Source organism: Thermus sp. KWY1, from assembly GCF_057547025.1.
Window position 1 is genome coordinate 59,522 of the sequence record NZ_BAAJPG010000023.1, and the last position, 15,091, is coordinate 74,612.

Sequence of the window (15,091 nt, forward strand, 5' to 3'; positions counted from 1 at the left end):
GGAGATACATGAAGCTTTGGCTTTTGGATCTGGACGATACCCTTCTTGTGGACCACCGGGTGAGCGAGGAGGTCTTGGGCCGCCTGGGGCAGGAAGCAGGGGTGGAGGGGCTACCCCAGGCGGTGCGGAGAAAAGCAGAGGAGTTCTTCCGGCAGGCTCCCTTCTACCCCTGGGCCGAGCGCATCGGCCACTCGGCCCTGGAGGCCCTTTGGGCCCGCTACTCCACCCCGGGGCTGGAAACCCTGGCGGAGTGGGCCTGGCCCTTTCGGGAAAGGGTTTTCCAGGAGGCCCTTAGGGAGCTTGGCAGTCCTGAGAAGCAGGCCCGGGAGCTGGCGGAGGCCTTTTTCCGGGAGAGGCGCCGCTACCCCCTTTTCCCCGAGGTGCCGGAGTTTCTGGAGGCCCTTGGAGCCAGGGGGGCCATCCCGGTCCTCCTCACCAACGGCGTGCCCGACCTGCAGCGGGAGAAGCTCGTCGGGGCAGGCCTTGGGGAGGCCTTTTCCCTCACCTTGGTTTCCGGGGAAGTGGGGCTTGGCAAACCCGACCCCAGGCTCTTCCGCATGGCCCTTTGCGCCTTTGGCGTGGGCCCGGAGGAGGCGGTGATGGTGGGGGATAACCCCGAGCGGGACATCAAGGGAGCCCTTTCGGCGGGGATAAGGGCGGTGTGGGTGGACCGGGGCCACCGCCCCAAGGACCCCCGGTATCCCGCCCACCTGGAAGTCCAGGACCTCCGGGAGGCCTTGGCCCTCCTGGAGACTTGACCCTCCTTGGCCGCATTTAATACCCTTTGTGATTTCCCTCCGTGGGCCAAGGGCTTCCTGGGATAGCCTTGGACCATGTACGAGGCGGTCCTTTTCCTACACAACCTGGTGCGCTGGGCGGTCTTGGCCTTTGGCTTCCTGGCCCTTTGGCGCCCTGGGGCTAAAGAAGGAGCTTTTTTCGCCCATGCCCTCACCCTGCAGGTGGTTTTGGGGATCCTGCTGGCCTTTGTGAGCCCTCTCTTTCAGGGAGCCTTGGCCAGCCTCGAGGCCACCCTGCAAACCCCAGGCGAGGCCCGCTACTTCGTGGCCGAGCACTGGGTGGGGGGGCTTGTGGCCTTGGGCCTGGCCCACGCTGGGCTTTCCCAGGCCCGAAAGGGAAAGCCCCGGGCCCGGCTCCTCTTCGCCCTGGCCCTGGCGCTGGTGCTCCTTTCCATTCCCTGGTTCCGGCCCCTTCTCAGGCTTTAGCCTAGGAGCTCGGCCACCGGGAGAGAAAAGGAGGGGAAGGCCACGGGAGCCAGGTGGTCCCCTGGGGCCAGGGTCTGGACTTCCCGGTAACCCTCGGGGGAGGGGGAGCGAAAGACGTGAAGCCGCTTGCCCTCCAGGTCCAGCACCCAAAGCTCAAGGACTCCGTGGCGTGCGTATAGGGGTGCCTTAACCCCCAGGTCGTAGGCCAAGGAGGCTTCCGCCACCTCCACCAGGAGGAGGACATCCTGGGGGCCGGGGTGACCCTCCTGGTAAAGGTCAGGCCGGGGCCGCAAAAGGGCCAGGTCCGGCTGGGGCTCGCTGAAAGGGCTAAGGCGCACGGGGTCCTGTACGGCGATAAGGCAGACCCCTTCCATCTCCAAGGGGGTGAACAGGCGGCGAAGGCGCCGCACGGCGGCGGCATGGCGGCTACCGATGGGGCTCATTTCCCAAACCTCCCCTTCCAGAAGCTCCACCCGGTCGTCCTCTCCCAGGAGGCCCGCCTGGGCCATCCTGTGGAACTCCTCCACGGTGAACCGCTTGCGCACCGGGGTCATGGTTTCATCTTAAGGCGGGTGGATCTTGCCCTAAATAGGCCACCGCGGCGTACCCCACCACGCGGCTTGTGTCCCCGGAGGCCTCGGCGCTGGTGGCGTAGGCCAGAAGCGTGGGCTTCCAACCCAGGCTTCCGGCCAAGGCGGTGAGGGTGGCCCAGGGAAGGTGGCCGCAGGCTTCCCCTTGGGCCACTCCCTCCACATCCAGGGCCAGGGCCTTTTCCAGGGTCTTTTGATCCCGGTTTCTGGCCACGGGGTCGGGATGGTAGTGGGAGAGGTCGCTGGAGGCCACCACCAGGTCCCCTTCCCCAAGCTCCGACAACAGGGCCTCGGCCACCTCTTTAGGGTCCGCCTCCCCAAAGAGGAGGGGCAGGATGGGCGTGTCCGGCAAGGCTACCTGGAGGAAGGGAAGGAGGACCTCGAGGCTATGTTCCTCCCGGAAGGGCTCCTCGTAGGTCAGAAAGGGAGAGCCCTTGGCCACAAGCCGGCTTCCCCCTTCCAGGTCCACCGCCACCTCCCCCAAGGGAGTGGCCCAGGCCCGGTAAGGGTAAAAGGCCGCTCCCAAGAAGGGCACGAAGTGGCTGGGCCCCAGGAGGAGGATTCTCCTCGCCCTTCCCCGCCAGGCGGAAAGCACCTTAAAGCCCTCCGCCGCCACCTTCCCCGAGTAAAAGTAGCCGGCATGGGGGGAAAGAAGCCCCCTGACCCTTGGGTCAGGGGAGGCTTGGGCTTTTTGCAGAAGGCCTTCCACCTCCTGCCTTAAGCGCTCTGCCTCGAGGGGATAGAAGTAGCCGGCCACCGCCGGGAGCCTCACCAGGTCCATACCCCGGGAATCCTCCTCCCGCACCCCGGGCAGACCCCGGGGACCTCCCAAAGGGGCTCCACCCGGAAGCCCCGGCGCCGGATGAGGAGCCTTCCGCAATCCGGGCAGTGGGTGGAGCTTCTTTCCTCGTCCAGGACGTTGCCCACGTACACGAACTTAAGCCCTTCCTCCTTGGCGATCTCGTAGGCCCGCACCAGGGTGCTGTGCCGGGTGGGCCTCAGGTCCAGCATGCGGTAGTCGGGGTGGGCGGCGGTGAGGTGCCAGGGAACCTCGGGGGAAAGGCCTTTGAGGAAGCGGGCCATGGCCCGGACTTCCTCCGGGGAGTCGTTGTAGCCCTCCAGGAGGAGGGTGGTCACCTCCACCCAGACCCCTTGGGCCAAAAGGTGCTCGAGGCTTTCCAGAACCGGCTTGAGCCGGGCCCCACAGATCTTCCGGTAGAACTCCTCGGTGAAGCCCTTCAGGTCCACGTTGGCGGCATCCAGAAAGGGCCGGATATACTCCCAGGCTTCCTTGGTTTCAAAGCCGCTGGTGACGAAGACGTTTTTCATGCCCCGTTCCTTGGCGAGCTTGGCCGTGTCGTGGGCGTATTCAATCCAGACGGCGGGCTCGTTGTAGGTGTAGGCGAGAAGCCTCACCCCCAGGGCCTCGGCCTTCTCCACGATGGCCTCGGGGGGCCAGTCCTCCCCGATGGGCTGGTCCAGGTGGCCTTCCGGCGTGACCTTGAACTCCCGGAACTGGGAGATCTCCCAGTTCTGGCAGAAGGCGCAGAAGAGGTTGCACCCCACGGTTCCCAGGGAAAGGATTCCCTCCCCGGGGTGGAAGTGGTAGAGAGGCTTTTTCTCCACTGGGTCCAGGTGAACCGCGGCGGCTTTTCCATAGGTCACCAGATAGAGCCTGCCTGCAAAGTTGCGCCTGACCCCGCATTTGCCGGCCTCTCCTTCCGCGATGGCGCAGTAGTGGGCGCAGGCCCGGCACTGCACGTAGCCCTTGGGCAGGGGGCGCTTCAGATCCGCTTCCCTAAGGGTAACCGTCAGGGTCATTTCATAAGCTTCTCATCTCATGATACCACGCCCAGGGGGTTTCCATCCGATGGCGAGCCTTAAACTGATCCTGTGCCGCCTTTCCCCCCCAGGGAGGAAAGGGACTTCGCCTCCCTTGTTCCCCGGGAGGTGCTGCGCCGGGGGCTGGCCTACTACCAGGAGGGCCGGGTGCTCAGGGTCTTCCGGGTGGGGGAGAAGGTTTTGGGCTTGGTGCAGGGCTCGGCAGAGGCGCCCTACCGGGTGGAGGTGGGCCCGGGGCTTTGGGGCCGTTGCACCTGCCCTTATCCAGAGTTCCCTTGCAAACATGCGGTGGCCCTCCTCTACGCCTATGTGGAGGAAAAGGCACCGGACCTGGCGCCCCTGATTGAGGCCCTGACCCCTGAGGAGGCCAGGGGCCTCCTGAAAAAACTCGCCCTCCTTCCCGAGGTGGGCCTTTACCTGGCGGAAGCCCTGGCCCCGGAAAAGGCCTTTTTGGAAGGGGTGAAGGACCTGCGCCGGGCCTTCCGGCTGGGGGGAGGGCAGGAGGAGGCCCGGGCCCTGTCCTTGCGCCTGGACCGGGTGGGGAGGAAAGAGGTGGAGGCCTACCTGGAGGCGCTATTGGAAGCTCCCTTTGACCCGGAGCCCTACTTGCGGCTAGCCCTGGAGCGCTACCTGGCCCTCACCCCTAGGCTTTCCTTCCTCCTGAACCTTTACCTGAGGCACCCTTCCGAGGCCTTGCGGGAGGCTTTCCTGCAGGTGGCTGGGGAAAGGGGGGAGGAGGCCCTTCACCTTTTAAGGGGTGGGGATGGCTTGGAGCTTAAGCGGGGGCTCAGGGCCGAGCTTCTCTTCCGCCTGGGGCGGGTGGAGGAGGGGCTTTCCGCCTTGCGGGAGGGGCTGGAGGGGGTTGGGGACTACCTCCTCCTGGTGGAGCGCCTTATGGCCTTGGGACGGGTGGAGGAGGCCTTAAGGTATGCGGAGGAAGCCCGGGACTGGTTTGGAAAAGACCCCAGGCTCCTTCCCCTTCTGGACCTGTTGGTGGCCCATCGGGGAAGCCCGGAGGACCACCGGGCCCGCTTTGGGGTGAGGCCGAACCTCGAGGACTACCTGGCCCTAAAGTCCAAGCTGGGCCGGGAGTTTTACCGGGAGCGAAAGGCTCTTCTCAGGCAGGTGCGGGACCCTGCCCTTCTTGCCCGCATCTACCTCTTGGAGGAGGATTGGAAGGCCTTGGACCGCCTGTTGAGGAACGCCCCGCCGGAGGCCTATCCCGCCTTGGCGGAGGTCCTGGAGGAGAAACTTCCCGAGGAGGCCAAGAGGCTTTACCTAGAGGCGGCAAGGCGCGAGGTGGAAAAGGGAACCCGCAAGGCTTACCGGGAGGCAGCCAGGCTCCTTGGGCGCCTTTCCCGTTTGGACCCCAAGGCAGCCCGTGAGGCGGCCTTGGCCTTGCTGCAGGCTTATCCCCGTCGGCGCGCCCTGAAGGAGGAGCTCGGCTTTTGGCTCTCGGAAAAGCCCCATGGGCCTATGACAGAATAGCCCTGTGGAGCGCTTTCCCTGGGTGGAGGTCTTCCGAGGGCCTGCCATTTTGGAAGTGGTTCTCCATCATGTTACGGGCCGCTTCCTGCGGGAGCTTGATCCGGGAGGCTGGGAATCGCATCTTCTGGCGGCGGTGAACCGCGGTTTGTCCTGGCCTGGCTCCGCTAAGAGTCCAGAAGGGGGATGGCCTGGGCCAGCATCTGCCTAAGAAGGGGTTCTAAAGCCTTTGCTTCCTCCTCCGTGTAAGCATGGAGTTCCACCGGAAGGCCCTTAAAAGCCTTCCGCGCCAGGCGGTGAAGGTCCCCGCGGGCAGGGCCTTGGTAGATGAGGAGGAGGTCCACGTCGCTTCCCGGTAACGCCCGACCCGTGGCCCAGGAACCGAAGAGGTAGGCCTGCCGCAGGGGAAGGTCTTCCCTTAGCACCCCAAGCCCCTCCTTCAGGCGCTTTAGGATTTCCTCTTTAGTCCACGGAGGGAAGAAGACCCTGACAGAAGGCATAGATTTCCTCGGCATGCTGCAAAAGCCGCTCGGCCTCGGGGCGCCGGTAGCGCTCAAAGGGAGCCCCTTCAGGGAGGGCATCGGGATAACGGGTGGGGATGTGGGCCTTATCCAGCTCGCTGGCTGCGTCTAGGAGGGACTCGCTTATGGGATGCCGCTTGGCCAGCTCCTCCAAAAGACCCAGCACCGAGTGTCCCCAGGCCACAGCCCCTAGGTGCTGATTGTTGGGCGGAGAAGGCGGCCCACTCGTAAAACCCCTTTTCCAAGGCGAAGCGGGCGTGCTCCAAGTCCCTCCTTGCTTGAAGGATAAAGTCCCGGCTTCGCTCCACAAAGGCAGTATAGCCCATCCCGATTGACAACCTGAGGAGCTTGCCGCATAGTAAACCTTGCGGCCATACCTTGGAGGGTTGGCCGAGCGGTTGAAGGCGGCGGTCTTGAAAACCGCTGTGGGCTTCAGGCCCACCGGGGGTTCGAATCCCTCACCCTCCGCCAGAAGGCTTGGAGAGGTGGCCGAGTGGTCGAAGGCGGCACCCTGCTAAGGTGTTGTACCGGGAAAACCGGTACCGCGGGTTCGAATCCCGCCCTCTCCGCCAGAAAGCCCGGTCTAAGACCGGGCTAACGTTTTGGTCATGCTGGCCTTGCCCTTGCCTCCCTTAAAACCCTGCCGTTTCCTGAAGAGGAAAAACCGCTTCCTGGTGGAGTCGGACGTGGGGCCCTTGCACCTTCCCAACTCCGGGCGGATGGGGGAGCTTCTCCTTCCCGGGACCCCTTGCTTTTACCATCCCAGGTCTACCCCAAAGACGGTGGGGCGGCTTCTTCTTTTGGAGAGCCGGGGCGTGCTGGTGGGGGTGGATGCCTCCTTGGCCAACCGTCTCCTGGAGTTGCTTTTGAGGGAAGGGGCTTTCGGCTCCCTTGCGGATTTGCGAAAAGAGGTGCGCCTGGAAGGGGAGAGGCTGGACTTCTCCGCCCGGATTGGGGGGAAAGAAGCCCTTTTGGAAGCCAAGAACTGCAACCGGGTGGAGGGAGACCTGGCCCTTTTCCCCGATGCCTCTACCCCTCGAGGCGCCCGGCACCTGAGGCTTCTTTCGGAGTTTGCCCGGGCCGGGGGCTTGGCCTATGCGGTGTGGATGGTTCAGCATCCCCTGGCCCGGGCCTTTGCCCTCGACCCTGAGGACCGGGTTCTTTACCAGGCAGCCCGGGAAGCAAAGCGGGCTGGGGTGCAGCTTCTGGCCTACCGGGTGCGGCCGACCCTCGAGGCCCTCCACCTGGAGGAACAGCTTCCCTGGGTCTGGCTACCCTCCCAGGAGGATCTGGAAGGCCACCATCACGGCCGCGGCTAGGGTGAGCACCGTGGCCACCCCCTCGGCCTTGGCTTCCTTCAGGGCCTCGGGGAGGATCTCCGCCGCCACCATCCAGATCATGGCTCCGGCGGCAAAGCCCAGGCCCACCGGCAGGGCGGGCTTGAAGACCTCCACGAAAAGAAAGGCGGGCACGGCCATAAGGGGTTGGGGCAGGCTGGAGAAAACGCTCCAAAGGGCAGCGCCCAGGACGCTAACCCCCCTGGGGATCAGGACCAGGCTGATGGCCAAGCCCTCTGGGATGTTGTGCACGGCGATGGCCAGGGTGATGAAAACCCCCAAGGCCTCCCCGCCCCCGAAGGCCACCCCCACCCCCACGCCCTCGGCGAAGGAGTGGAGGGTCATGATCCCCACGATCATGAGGGCCTTGCGGGCATCCAGGCCGTTCAGGCTCCCGAAGCTTATTTCCCGGCCATGAAGGAAGCGGTGGGAAAGCTGGATGAAAAGAAGGCCCAGGACCACCCCCAAGAGGGTGCGGCCCAGGTGGTAGTGCACGCCCTCGTAGATGAGGCCGAAGCTGGCCGAGAGCATCAGGCCAGCGGCCGCGGCGTTGGCCAGGCCCAGGTGGTGGGCCAGGATGCGCCGGGTGAAGAGGAAGGGCAGGGCTCCCAGGCCCGTGGCGATGGCGGTGAAAAGGGCGTATAGGAAGACGGTCCAGGGGGAGATAGGGGCAGGCTCCATGGCCTTTATCTTAATGCAAATGAGTACTATTAGCAATAAGCCAATCCCGGACCGCCAGGGCCACCGCCTCCCGGTCCCGGTCCAGAAGAAGGTCGTGTCCGCTTTCGGGAAAGACCAGGTACTCCTTCCTCGAGCTTCCCAAAAGGGCATGGTAGCCCCGCACCCCTGCGGGGTCCACCACCTTGTCCTGGCCCGCCTCGATCACCAGGGCGTTGGCCTTCACCTTGGGCAGGACCTCCGGGGTGCGGCGCATTAAGGCCAGAAGCTGAAGCAGGGCCCGGGTGGGGAAGTAGGGGTAGTTGGGATTTTGCTTCTTGAGCTCGGGATCCTGGATGGAATCGGGGCCGGGAAAGCGGGGGATCAGCCAGGCCAGGAGGGGCGCCAGGGGGGCAAGGGGATGCTTGAGGGCCATGGCCGGGGCCAGGGCTACCAGGGCCTGGGTGGGGGTTTCCGCCGCCAGGTGGGCGGAAAGCAGGGCCCCCATGGAAAGCCCCACCACCCCTCGAGGCTCGGGCAGTTCCCGGTAAAAAGCCCGGGCTGTTTCCAGCCAGTCCTGCCACCGCACCTTGAGGAGGTCCTCCGGCCGGGTGCCGTGGCCGGGAAGGGCTGGCTGGCTCACCTGAAACCCAGCCTCCCGCAACACCTGGGGCAAGGGACCCAGGGTGAGGACGGGATGCGAGGTAAACCCGTGAAGCAAGAGGAGGTTCATGCCCCTAGCTTACGCAAATGGGTTTGCCCTTCGGGCAAGGCAACAGGGTACCCCGCCTGGACGCTTGGGAGGTGGCATGGTAAAACGGGGGAGAATGCTGGGTCAACCGCCGGGCCATTCTGGGCAACCTTCAGGCCACCTTGAAGGCAACCTTGCGGAGTTTCCCTTCTCGGCTTTGGTGGGGGCTTTAATGAGCACCGGGCGCACGGGCCGGCTTCTCGTCCGCACCCCTTACCTGGAGGGGGAGGTCTTCCTGCAAAACGGCCAGGTGGTCCACGCCCGGGTGCGCTCGGGGGAGAAGGTCTTGGAGGGGGAGGAAGCCTTGGACCTTCTCACCGGGATCAAACGGGCTCCCTACCGCTTTGAGCCCGAGGTGTCGCCTCCCCACACCACCCTTCTTGGGGGGCTTGCGGTGCCTGCTCGCCTGGCCGAGGCCGAGGCTCAGTGGCGGGGGCTTGCCCTTCCCGCCGACTGGGGGTATGTCCTGCGCCTGCCCGCAAAGGGAGGTGCGGTGGAACTTGGCCCCGAGGCCTTGCGGGTTCTTGCCCAGGTGGAGGGAAAACGCATCATGGAGGTGCTCCTGGCCCCCGGGACCCTGCGCCTAGCCCGCATCCTGCATACCCTTTTGCAAATGGGGGCCCTCGAGGCGGTCCCCCTGGTGGAGGTGCCGCCCGCTTCCCTTCTGGTCCTTCCCATCTACGGTCCGGGGTCCGGGGTGGCCTATGTGGACGAGGCCCTTTACGCCGAGTGGGCCCGGGCCATCCGCCACGGGTTCCGCCTGCGCCTAAGGCCTCCCGAGGTGGTGATGGAGGTGCGGCCCAGGCCCAACATTCCGGGCCGGCTGGGCCTATTGGAGGAGGATCTCAGGCGCCTCCGCCTCAGGCGGGGGGATAAGGTGGAGGTGGTGCCGGAGGTATAGCCATGGATATCCTGGCCTTAAACGAGTATCTCAACCGGGTCGTATACGGCTTTCCCATGAAGCTGGTCTTCCTCCTGGTGGGGGCCTATCTGGTCATCTTCCAGATCCGCTGGTTCAGCGCCCCCTTGCGGATGATGCGGGTTTCCTTCAGCGAAACCCTGGGAGCCATCCGCGAGCGCACCTACGGCTTCGGCGGGCAGATCACGCCCTTCCAGGCCACCATGGTGGCCCTCTCCGCCACGGTGGGGACCGGGCACCTTTTGGGCATGCTGGCGGCGGTGCTCGTAGGGGGCCCGGGGGCGGTCTTCTGGATGTGGCTGGGCTACTTCTTCGGCACCGGCACCAAGTTCGCCGAGGCCACCTTGGCGGTTCATTTCCGCCGCCGCTATGCCGATGGCTCGGTTTCCGGCGGGCCCATGTACTACCTGTACCGGGGCCTACCCAGGCTCCGTTTTCTGGCCTACTTCTTCGCCTTCTTCGCCGCCGTGGCCGCCTTTGGCATCGGCAATCTCTCCCAGGCTGGGGCGGTGGGGGGTGCCCTGGCTCCTTTAGGGGCGCCTCCAGCTTTGGTGGGGCTTTTCCTGGCCCTGCTGGTGGGGGTGGTGCTGGGGGGAGGCATCGTGCGGGTGGCCCGCTTCGCCCAGGTGGTGGTGCCCTTGAAGCTCCTTCTGTTTTTGGTGGCGGTGGTTCCCCTTCTGGTGGTTTACGGGGGCCAGATTCCAGAGGCCCTGGCCCTGGTCTTCCAGGCGGCCTTCAGCCCGGAGGCAGCCTTGGGGGGGGCGGCGGGGTATAGCCTCTTTGCCGCCATCAACGCCGGGCTTGGCCGGGGCATCTTCGCCAACGAGGCGGGCTTGGGTTCCGCGCCCATCGCCCACGCCCAGGCCCAGGTGGACCATCCCGTGCGCCAGGGCTTCTGGGGGGTCACGGAGATGTTCGTGAGCTTCCTGGTGACCAGCCTCACCGCCCTTACCTTCATCGCCTCGGGGCTTTGGCGAGGAGGAGGAAGCGCCACCGAGGTGGCAGGTGCCCTCTTTCAGGTCCATCCCCTGGGCGGGCTTATCCTGGCCGTCACCGTGGCGGTCTTCGCCCTGGGGACCATGGTCTCCTGGGGGTTTTACGGGGAGGAGGCCGCGGCCTTTATCTTCGGGGAGGGGATCCGCTGGCCCTACCGCCTCACCTTCGCCGTCTTGGCCTTCGTGGGGCCCTTGGGGGGCCTCGAGGCCTTCCTGGCCATCTCCGACACCCTAAACGGCCTCATGGCCATCCCCAACCTCCTGGGCCTTATCCTCCTGGGGCCGGTGGTGGGCCGGCTAGTCTACGGCTTCTTCCGGGGCGAGCCCTGGATACCACCCCGCTGACCGGCGGTTTTTCCAAGGGATGGTCCTCGTTCAATGGAATAGCGCCCGTATGGCCTTTTCCAGCTCCTCTCCCGTTTTGCGGTCCAGGGTGAGCTTGACCTTGAGGGCCACCCGTAAGGCTTCCTCCTCGAGGGCCTCCCGGCTTTGGCACCCCTCCAGGCGGGCCACAAAGGGATTGGCCTTGGGACCGAGCCGGGTTTTGAGGAGGCCCACCAGCTTCTGGCAAAGCTCCTTGGCGCCTTCCACGGGCAGGATCAAGCCCCGCTTGAGAAGAGCGGCCAGGATGACGTAGGCCTCCTCCCCGAGGCCGCTTTCCCGCACCACCTCCTCCTCGGTGCGCCGACCGTCGCAGAGGGTGTAGACCCGCCACTCCTCGGGGGTGGGCTTCCAGTCGGTTTCCGGGGGGTTGGGGTTACGGCGGAAGACCATGGCTACAAGGAGGCCACGATGGCGTCCACCAGGCGCAGGACCATGTAGACGAAGACCGCCCCCAGAAGGAGGATCAGGGAGAGGAGAAGGAGGAGGAGGCTACTGGGCTCGCTCCAGGTGAGGATCAGGACCACCAGGTAGGCAAGGGCGAAGAAGACGATGAGCCCGAGCATCTGCCCGCCCCTTTCCCCCATGACCCCGCCGGGGATGGCCCGCTTGAGCCGAAAGCCGTAAAAGACGTTGTACACCATGACCAAAAGGCCCAGGAGTAGCAAGAACTTTTCCATGGCCTTATTCTAGCCGTTCCATTCCCGAATAGGTATAAGCTCTCCTCCCTCAATACTTTTGCGCATGGGGCGATAACGGGTGTCAAACCAGATCTCCAGGACCGCCCGGTCCAGGCTCTTGGGGGCCACGATCTCCTTGCGCACGTAGTAGCCTCCTTCCACCGGGCTGATCTCCATGCTCTTGGAGAGCCTTAGCTCCACCACCTCGCCGCTTTTCGTGCGCACCCGCACCCGGAAGGCCAAAGGTCCTTCGGGCTTCACATGGGGGTCTTTGCGGAGGAACCACATGCCTAGGCCTCCTTGAGATCGGCCACCTGGGCCCCTGTGAGGGCCAGAAGCTCCTCTGGGGTCAGGGAGAAGAGGGCCTTGGGAGTACCCCCTGCGGCCCAGACCAGGGGGTAAGCCAGGAGGTCCTGATCCAAAAAGGCCGGAAGGGGGGTTTCGTGCCCCACAGGGGGCACCCCGCCGATGGCGTAGCCGGTCAGGGTGCGCACCTCCTCCGGGGTGGCCCGCCTCAGGGCTTCACCCGTGGCCCTTTGGGCCTTGGAGGGGTCCAGGCGGTTTTTGCCGCTTATCAGGAAGAGGTAGGCCCCGTTTTCTCCCAGGAAGACCAGGCTTTTCACAATCTGACCCACCTCGGCCCCCACGGCCTCCGCCGCCTCCTGGGCGGTGCGGGTGGAGGTGGGAAGCTCCACCACCCTTAGATGGCCGAACCCCTTTTCCTCCAAGAACCTTTGCACCTTCTTTGCGGAAGGGGAGAGGTTCATAGGGCATAGAGGAGTTCGGCCAGCAGTGCCGTGCGCCGGGGGATCTCCGAGACCACCACGTACTCGGTCTTCTGGTGGGCGTCGCCCCCAAAGAGGCCGAGGCCGTCCAGGGTGGGCACCCCAAGGGCGGCGGTGAAGTTGCCGTCCGATCCCCCGCCCACCCGCCCCGGGCGCAAGGAGAGGCCCAGGGCCTCGCCGATGGCCCGGGCCTTTTCGAAGAGGGCCAGGCTTTCCGCCGTGGGCTCCATGGGAGGGCGGTTCAGGCCTCCGGAAAGCTCCAGCCTGGCCCCGGGCAGGATGGGGGTGAGGCTTTTGAGGCCCTCCTCCACCCGCTTCACCTCCTCCAGGGTCCAGGCCCGGAGGTCGATCTCCACCCAGGCTTCCTCCGCCACCACGTTGCTCACCGTGCCCCCCGCCACCACGTTGGGGCCCAGGGTGGTGCCCTTTTCCCGGTCCTCGAGGGCCGCCACCCTCACGATCTGGTGGGCGAGTTCCAGGATGGCGTTCACCCCCTTTTCCGGCTCCACCCCCTGGTGGGCGGCCTTGCCCAGGGCCTTAAGGCGGTAAAGCCCCACCCCTTTTCGGGCCACCTTGAGATCCCCTTCCGCCGTGGGGGGCTCGAGGACCAACACCGCCCGGGCCTTTCTGGCGGCGGCCTCGATGAGGGGCCGGCTTTCCTTGGAGCCGATCTCCTCGTCCGGGGTGAAGAGGATTTCCAAAGGGGGAAGCTTCCTTCCCGCGGCCTCCGCATGGCGGAGGGCGTAGAGCAAGGCCACAATGCCCCCTTTCATGTCGTAGACCCCGGGCCCCACCGCCCGGTCCCTTTCCACACGGAAGGGCTCGGGAAAGCTTCCCCTGGGGTGGACGGTGTCGTAGTGGCAAAGCACCAGGACCGGGGCCCCTTCCCCTTCCCGCTTCAAGAGAAGGATGGGGCCCAAGGGAGTGTCCTTGCGGGAAAGCCGCCCCTGGAGGGGCCCGAAGGCCTCTTCCAGGAAGGCCGCCGCTTCCATTAGGCCCTTCAGGTCCTTGGAGGGGGATTCCCGGCGCACGAAGGCCTCGAGGTCCTTTAAAAACTCAGGGAGCTTCGCCTGCATCCAGGCTAGGGTTTCCATGGGCTCATTATGACCTAAGCCCAAGGGGCCTGGTGCCTCTTGGCAAGGGGGCCTCCCCGTGGTATAAAAGAAGGGTATGCCCTTCGGGGCCGGTTCACACGGAAGCGGGGAGTGAGGCTTCTCCCCCTCCTTTTCGTGTGGACGTGCGCAAAATGCGCCCGCCTTCCCTGGAAGGCGCGTAAGGAGGAAAGAGGCGGCATGGAAGAAAAGGCGACCCAGGTCAGCGAAGCCAACTTGACCCCAGGCCAGACCTTCAGCATGGAGGAGGCCCTTCAGGAAACCGAGGCCCGCTTGGAAAAGCGCGTGCGCCCGGGCCAGATCCTGACGGGCAAGGTGGTCCTGGTGGGCTCGGAGGGTGTGGCGGTAGATATCGGCGCGAAGACGGAAGGCATCATCCCCTTTAACGAGCTTACGGAGAAGTCCCTTCCCGAGGAGGAGCTAAAGGCCCTTTTGAAGCCCGGGGATCTGGTGCGGGTCCAGGTGATCAAGGTGGACCCCGAAACGGGCCAGGTCCTTCTTTCCCGCAAGCGGGTGGAGGCCACGGAGCACTGGGACCGCATCCGGGAGCTTTATGAGAAGGGCGAGCCGGTGACCGTCACCGTAAAGGAGAAGGTCAAGGGGGGCGTGGTTGCCGACCTGGATGGCGTGTCCGCCTTCATCCCCGCTTCGCAGCTGGACCTCAAGCGCATCCCCAACCTGGATGCCTACGTGGGCCAGCAGATCCTGGTGAAGATCATCGAGTTTAACCGCAAGAAGGGGCGGGTTCTCCTCTCCCGTCGGGCGGTTTTGGAAGAGGAACAGAAACGGGCCAAGGAGGCCTTTTTCCAAAGCCTGCAGCCCGGCCAGGTGGTGGAGGGTACGGTGGTGGACGTCACCGACTTCGGGGCCTTCGTGAACCTGGGCCCGGTGGACGGCCTGGTGCACCGTTCCGAGATCACCTGGGGGCGGTTTAACCACCCCAAGGAGGTTATCCACAAGGGGCAGAAGGTGCGGGCCCAGGTGGTTTCCGTGGACCCCGAGAAGGAGCGGGTCAACCTTTCCATCAAGGCCCTGATCCCCGATCCCTGGACCACCGTGGCCGAGAAGTACCCGGTGGGAAGCCGGGTCCGGGGCAAGGTGGTGGGCCTCACCCAGTTCGGGGCCTTCGTGGAGGTGGAGCCTGGCCTCGAGGGGCTCATCCACATCTCCGAGCTTTCCTGGACCAAAAGGCCCAAGCATCCCTCCGAGGTGGTGAAGGAAGGGGACGAGGTGGAGGCGGTGGTTCTGAGGGTGGATCCCGCCGAGCGCCGCCTTTCCCTGGGCCTTAAGCAGACCCAGCCCGATCCCTGGCAGCTCCTCACCGAGAAGTATCCCCCGGGCACCGTGGTGAAGGGCAAGATCACCGGAATCACCGATTTTGGGGTCTTCGTGGAGCTGGAGCCCGGCATGGAGGGGCTGGTCCACGTTTCCGAGCTGGATCACGGGCGTATCGAAAACCCCGCTGCCCTCTTCAAGAAGGGGGAGGAGATGGAGGTGGTGGTCCTCAACATCGACCCCGTGGAGCAGCGGATCTCCCTCTCCCGCAAGCGCCTTCTGCCCCCGCCGCCTCCTAAGGCCGAGGAGGAGCGGCCTCGCCGGGCCAAGGGCAAGGAGGCCCGGGGCAAGAGAAAGCCTGGACCCCGCCGGGAGGAGCGCCGGGAATACGAGTATGGGGCCGTGGCCGAGTACAACCTGTACGATGCTTCGGCGGTGCCCACCACAGGCGCCAGTGTGAAGCTGGGCGACCTCTACGGCGACCTGCTGGCGAGCCTGGGCCTCGAGGAGGAAAAGACCTCTTAGGTTGTAGGGAGAA

Annotated in this window: 20 protein-coding genes and 2 tRNA genes; 9 read left to right on the forward strand and 13 right to left on the reverse strand. The window is 65.2% G+C overall.

Annotation, left to right across the window (positions count from 1 at the left end; all coding sequences use genetic code 11):
- Nucleotides 1–8: 8 nt before the first annotated feature.
- Nucleotides 9–758 (forward strand): HAD family hydrolase, encoded by a 750-nt coding sequence (locus AC27GT_RS06955; protein WP_487223786.1) that lies wholly within the window; start codon nucleotides 9–11, stop codon nucleotides 756–758.
- A gap of 75 nt (nucleotides 759–833) precedes the next feature.
- Entirely contained in the window at nucleotides 834–1,223 is a 390-nt protein-coding gene (locus AC27GT_RS06960) for a hypothetical protein (RefSeq protein ID WP_487223787.1), read from the forward strand.
- Here the strand turns inward: AC27GT_RS06960 and AC27GT_RS06965 are convergent.
- The 3 genes from AC27GT_RS06965 to amrS are packed head-to-tail and all read right to left on the reverse strand — an operon-like array spanning nucleotide 1,220 to nucleotide 3,634.
- Nucleotides 1,220–1,777, reverse strand: a complete 558-nt coding sequence (locus AC27GT_RS06965) for a Uma2 family endonuclease (protein ID WP_015718244.1) — start codon at nucleotides 1,775–1,777, stop codon at nucleotides 1,220–1,222. The two genes, AC27GT_RS06960 and AC27GT_RS06965, sit on opposite strands and share 4 nt — an antisense overlap.
- Nucleotides 1,778–1,781: 4 nt before the next feature.
- Nucleotides 1,782–2,594, reverse strand: a complete 813-nt coding sequence (gene amrB, locus AC27GT_RS06970) for an AmmeMemoRadiSam system protein B (RefSeq protein WP_015718243.1) — start codon at nucleotides 2,592–2,594, stop codon at nucleotides 1,782–1,784.
- Nucleotides 2,582–3,634 carry an AmmeMemoRadiSam system radical SAM enzyme gene (gene amrS / locus AC27GT_RS06975; RefSeq protein WP_487223788.1) on the reverse strand — a complete coding sequence of 351 codons (1,053 nt, stop codon included), beginning with the start codon at nucleotides 3,632–3,634 and terminating at the stop codon, nucleotides 2,582–2,584. Before amrS ends, amrB begins: the two co-directional genes overlap by 13 nt.
- 72 nt (nucleotides 3,635–3,706) lie before the next feature.
- Between amrS and AC27GT_RS06980 the strand changes: the two genes are divergently transcribed.
- Complete coding sequence (locus AC27GT_RS06980) at nucleotides 3,707–5,143, forward strand: SWIM zinc finger family protein (RefSeq protein WP_487223789.1); 1,437 nt, start codon at nucleotides 3,707–3,709, stop codon at nucleotides 5,141–5,143.
- Nucleotides 5,144–5,307: 164 nt separating this feature from the next.
- On the opposite strand, the gene AC27GT_RS06985 is transcribed toward AC27GT_RS06980, so the two are convergent.
- Genes AC27GT_RS06985 through AC27GT_RS06995 form a run of 3 tightly spaced genes read right to left on the reverse strand, consistent with a single transcriptional unit; the run spans nucleotide 5,308 to nucleotide 5,987 of the window.
- Entirely contained in the window at nucleotides 5,308–5,640 is a 333-nt protein-coding gene (locus AC27GT_RS06985; RefSeq protein ID WP_487223790.1) for a nucleotidyltransferase domain-containing protein, read from the reverse strand.
- The gene (locus AC27GT_RS06990) at nucleotides 5,603–5,845 is read right to left on the reverse strand and encodes a HEPN domain-containing protein (RefSeq protein ID WP_487223791.1); all 243 of its coding nucleotides are present in this window, start codon (nucleotides 5,843–5,845) and stop codon (nucleotides 5,603–5,605) included. Before AC27GT_RS06990 ends, AC27GT_RS06985 begins: the two co-directional genes overlap by 38 nt.
- Nucleotides 5,748–5,987 (reverse strand): HEPN domain-containing protein, encoded by a 240-nt coding sequence (locus tag AC27GT_RS06995; protein ID WP_487223792.1) that lies wholly within the window; start codon nucleotides 5,985–5,987, stop codon nucleotides 5,748–5,750. Before AC27GT_RS06995 ends, AC27GT_RS06990 begins: the two co-directional genes overlap by 98 nt.
- A 54-nt stretch (nucleotides 5,988–6,041) precedes the next feature.
- Here AC27GT_RS06995 and AC27GT_RS07000 point away from each other — a divergent pair.
- From AC27GT_RS07000 to AC27GT_RS07010, 3 genes are all read left to right on the forward strand, one after another.
- A tRNA-Ser gene (locus tag AC27GT_RS07000) sits at nucleotides 6,042–6,132 on the forward strand.
- An 8-nt stretch (nucleotides 6,133–6,140) separates the two neighbouring features.
- Nucleotides 6,141–6,233, forward strand: a tRNA-Ser gene (locus tag AC27GT_RS07005).
- Nucleotides 6,234–6,269: 36 nt separating this feature from the next.
- Nucleotides 6,270–6,980, forward strand: a complete 711-nt coding sequence (locus AC27GT_RS07010; RefSeq protein WP_487223793.1) for a DNA/RNA nuclease SfsA — start codon at nucleotides 6,270–6,272, stop codon at nucleotides 6,978–6,980.
- Here AC27GT_RS07010 and AC27GT_RS07015 read toward each other — a convergent pair.
- Together AC27GT_RS07015 and AC27GT_RS07020 are read right to left on the reverse strand one after the other, a co-directional pair.
- Nucleotides 6,933–7,679 carry a ZIP family metal transporter gene (locus AC27GT_RS07015; protein WP_015718239.1) on the reverse strand — a complete coding sequence of 249 codons (747 nt, stop codon included), beginning with the start codon at nucleotides 7,677–7,679 and terminating at the stop codon, nucleotides 6,933–6,935. The two genes, AC27GT_RS07010 and AC27GT_RS07015, sit on opposite strands and share 48 nt — an antisense overlap.
- A gap of 10 nt (nucleotides 7,680–7,689) precedes the next feature.
- A complete protein-coding gene (locus AC27GT_RS07020; RefSeq protein ID WP_487223794.1) occupies nucleotides 7,690–8,388 on the reverse strand; it encodes an alpha/beta hydrolase in 699 nt (232 codons plus the stop codon).
- 94 nt (nucleotides 8,389–8,482) lie between these two features.
- Between AC27GT_RS07020 and AC27GT_RS07025 the strand changes: the two genes are divergently transcribed.
- Both AC27GT_RS07025 and AC27GT_RS07030 read left to right on the forward strand, forming a co-directional pair.
- Complete coding sequence (locus AC27GT_RS07025; RefSeq protein WP_487223795.1) at nucleotides 8,483–9,307, forward strand: DUF4388 domain-containing protein; 825 nt, start codon at nucleotides 8,483–8,485, stop codon at nucleotides 9,305–9,307.
- Nucleotides 9,308–9,309: 2 nt separating this feature from the next.
- Nucleotides 9,310–10,665 (forward strand): alanine/glycine:cation symporter family protein, encoded by a 1,356-nt coding sequence (locus AC27GT_RS07030; protein ID WP_015718236.1) that lies wholly within the window; start codon nucleotides 9,310–9,312, stop codon nucleotides 10,663–10,665.
- Nucleotides 10,666–10,695: 30 nt separating this feature from the next.
- On the opposite strand, the gene AC27GT_RS07035 is transcribed toward AC27GT_RS07030, so the two are convergent.
- The 5 genes from AC27GT_RS07035 to AC27GT_RS07055 are packed head-to-tail and all read right to left on the reverse strand — an operon-like array spanning nucleotide 10,696 to nucleotide 13,260.
- The gene (locus AC27GT_RS07035) at nucleotides 10,696–11,094 is read right to left on the reverse strand and encodes a hypothetical protein (protein WP_487223796.1); all 399 of its coding nucleotides are present in this window, start codon (nucleotides 11,092–11,094) and stop codon (nucleotides 10,696–10,698) included.
- A gap of 2 nt (nucleotides 11,095–11,096) precedes the next feature.
- A complete protein-coding gene (locus tag AC27GT_RS07040) occupies nucleotides 11,097–11,381 on the reverse strand; it encodes a hypothetical protein (protein WP_038028685.1) in 285 nt (94 codons plus the stop codon).
- A 9-nt stretch (nucleotides 11,382–11,390) separates the two neighbouring features.
- Nucleotides 11,391–11,669, reverse strand: a complete 279-nt coding sequence (locus AC27GT_RS07045) for a hypothetical protein (protein ID WP_038028683.1) — start codon at nucleotides 11,667–11,669, stop codon at nucleotides 11,391–11,393.
- 2 nt (nucleotides 11,670–11,671) lie between these two features.
- Entirely contained in the window at nucleotides 11,672–12,148 is a 477-nt protein-coding gene (locus AC27GT_RS07050; protein ID WP_487223797.1) for a YbaK/EbsC family protein, read from the reverse strand.
- A complete protein-coding gene (locus AC27GT_RS07055; protein ID WP_487223798.1) occupies nucleotides 12,145–13,260 on the reverse strand; it encodes a M20 family metallopeptidase in 1,116 nt (371 codons plus the stop codon). Before AC27GT_RS07055 ends, AC27GT_RS07050 begins: the two co-directional genes overlap by 4 nt.
- Before the next feature lie 198 nt (nucleotides 13,261–13,458).
- On the opposite strand from AC27GT_RS07055, the gene AC27GT_RS07060 reads away from it, so the two are divergent.
- Nucleotides 13,459–15,078, forward strand: coding sequence for a 30S ribosomal protein S1 (locus AC27GT_RS07060; protein WP_487223799.1), 1,620 nt, complete (start codon nucleotides 13,459–13,461; stop codon nucleotides 15,076–15,078).
- Nucleotides 15,079–15,091: the final 13 nt, after the last annotated feature.

What these genes read in the sequence shown, in the direction of transcription:
- AC27GT_RS06955 (WP_487223786.1), top strand. Translation starts at nt 9, where the DNA reads ATGAAGCTTTGGCTTTTGGATCTGGACGATACCCTTCTTGTGGACCAC.
- AC27GT_RS06960 (WP_487223787.1), top strand. Translation starts at nt 834, where the DNA reads ATGTACGAGGCGGTCCTTTTCCTACACAACCTGGTGCGCTGGGCGGTC.
- AC27GT_RS06965 (WP_015718244.1), bottom strand. Translation starts at nt 1,777, where the DNA reads ATGACCCCGGTGCGCAAGCGGTTCACCGTGGAGGAGTTCCACAGGATG.
- amrB (WP_015718243.1), bottom strand. Translation starts at nt 2,594, where the DNA reads ATGGACCTGGTGAGGCTCCCGGCGGTGGCCGGCTACTTCTATCCCCTC.
- amrS (WP_487223788.1), bottom strand. Translation starts at nt 3,634, where the DNA reads ATGACCCTGACGGTTACCCTTAGGGAAGCGGATCTGAAGCGCCCCCTG.
- AC27GT_RS06985 (WP_487223790.1), bottom strand. Translation starts at nt 5,640, where the DNA reads ATGCCTTCTGTCAGGGTCTTCTTCCCTCCGTGGACTAAAGAGGAAATC.
- AC27GT_RS06995 (WP_487223792.1), bottom strand. Translation starts at nt 5,987, where the DNA reads ATGGGCTATACTGCCTTTGTGGAGCGAAGCCGGGACTTTATCCTTCAA.
- AC27GT_RS07010 (WP_487223793.1), top strand. Translation starts at nt 6,270, where the DNA reads ATGCTGGCCTTGCCCTTGCCTCCCTTAAAACCCTGCCGTTTCCTGAAG.
- AC27GT_RS07015 (WP_015718239.1), bottom strand. Translation starts at nt 7,679, where the DNA reads ATGGAGCCTGCCCCTATCTCCCCCTGGACCGTCTTCCTATACGCCCTT.
- AC27GT_RS07020 (WP_487223794.1), bottom strand. Translation starts at nt 8,388, where the DNA reads ATGAACCTCCTCTTGCTTCACGGGTTTACCTCGCATCCCGTCCTCACC.
- AC27GT_RS07025 (WP_487223795.1), top strand. Translation starts at nt 8,483, where the DNA reads ATGCTGGGTCAACCGCCGGGCCATTCTGGGCAACCTTCAGGCCACCTT.
- AC27GT_RS07030 (WP_015718236.1), top strand. Translation starts at nt 9,310, where the DNA reads ATGGATATCCTGGCCTTAAACGAGTATCTCAACCGGGTCGTATACGGC.
- AC27GT_RS07035 (WP_487223796.1), bottom strand. Translation starts at nt 11,094, where the DNA reads ATGGTCTTCCGCCGTAACCCCAACCCCCCGGAAACCGACTGGAAGCCC.
- AC27GT_RS07040 (WP_038028685.1), bottom strand. Translation starts at nt 11,381, where the DNA reads ATGGAAAAGTTCTTGCTACTCCTGGGCCTTTTGGTCATGGTGTACAAC.
- AC27GT_RS07045 (WP_038028683.1), bottom strand. Translation starts at nt 11,669, where the DNA reads ATGTGGTTCCTCCGCAAAGACCCCCATGTGAAGCCCGAAGGACCTTTG.
- AC27GT_RS07050 (WP_487223797.1), bottom strand. Translation starts at nt 12,148, where the DNA reads ATGAACCTCTCCCCTTCCGCAAAGAAGGTGCAAAGGTTCTTGGAGGAA.
- AC27GT_RS07055 (WP_487223798.1), bottom strand. Translation starts at nt 13,260, where the DNA reads ATGGAAACCCTAGCCTGGATGCAGGCGAAGCTCCCTGAGTTTTTAAAG.
- AC27GT_RS07060 (WP_487223799.1), top strand. Translation starts at nt 13,459, where the DNA reads ATGGAAGAAAAGGCGACCCAGGTCAGCGAAGCCAACTTGACCCCAGGC.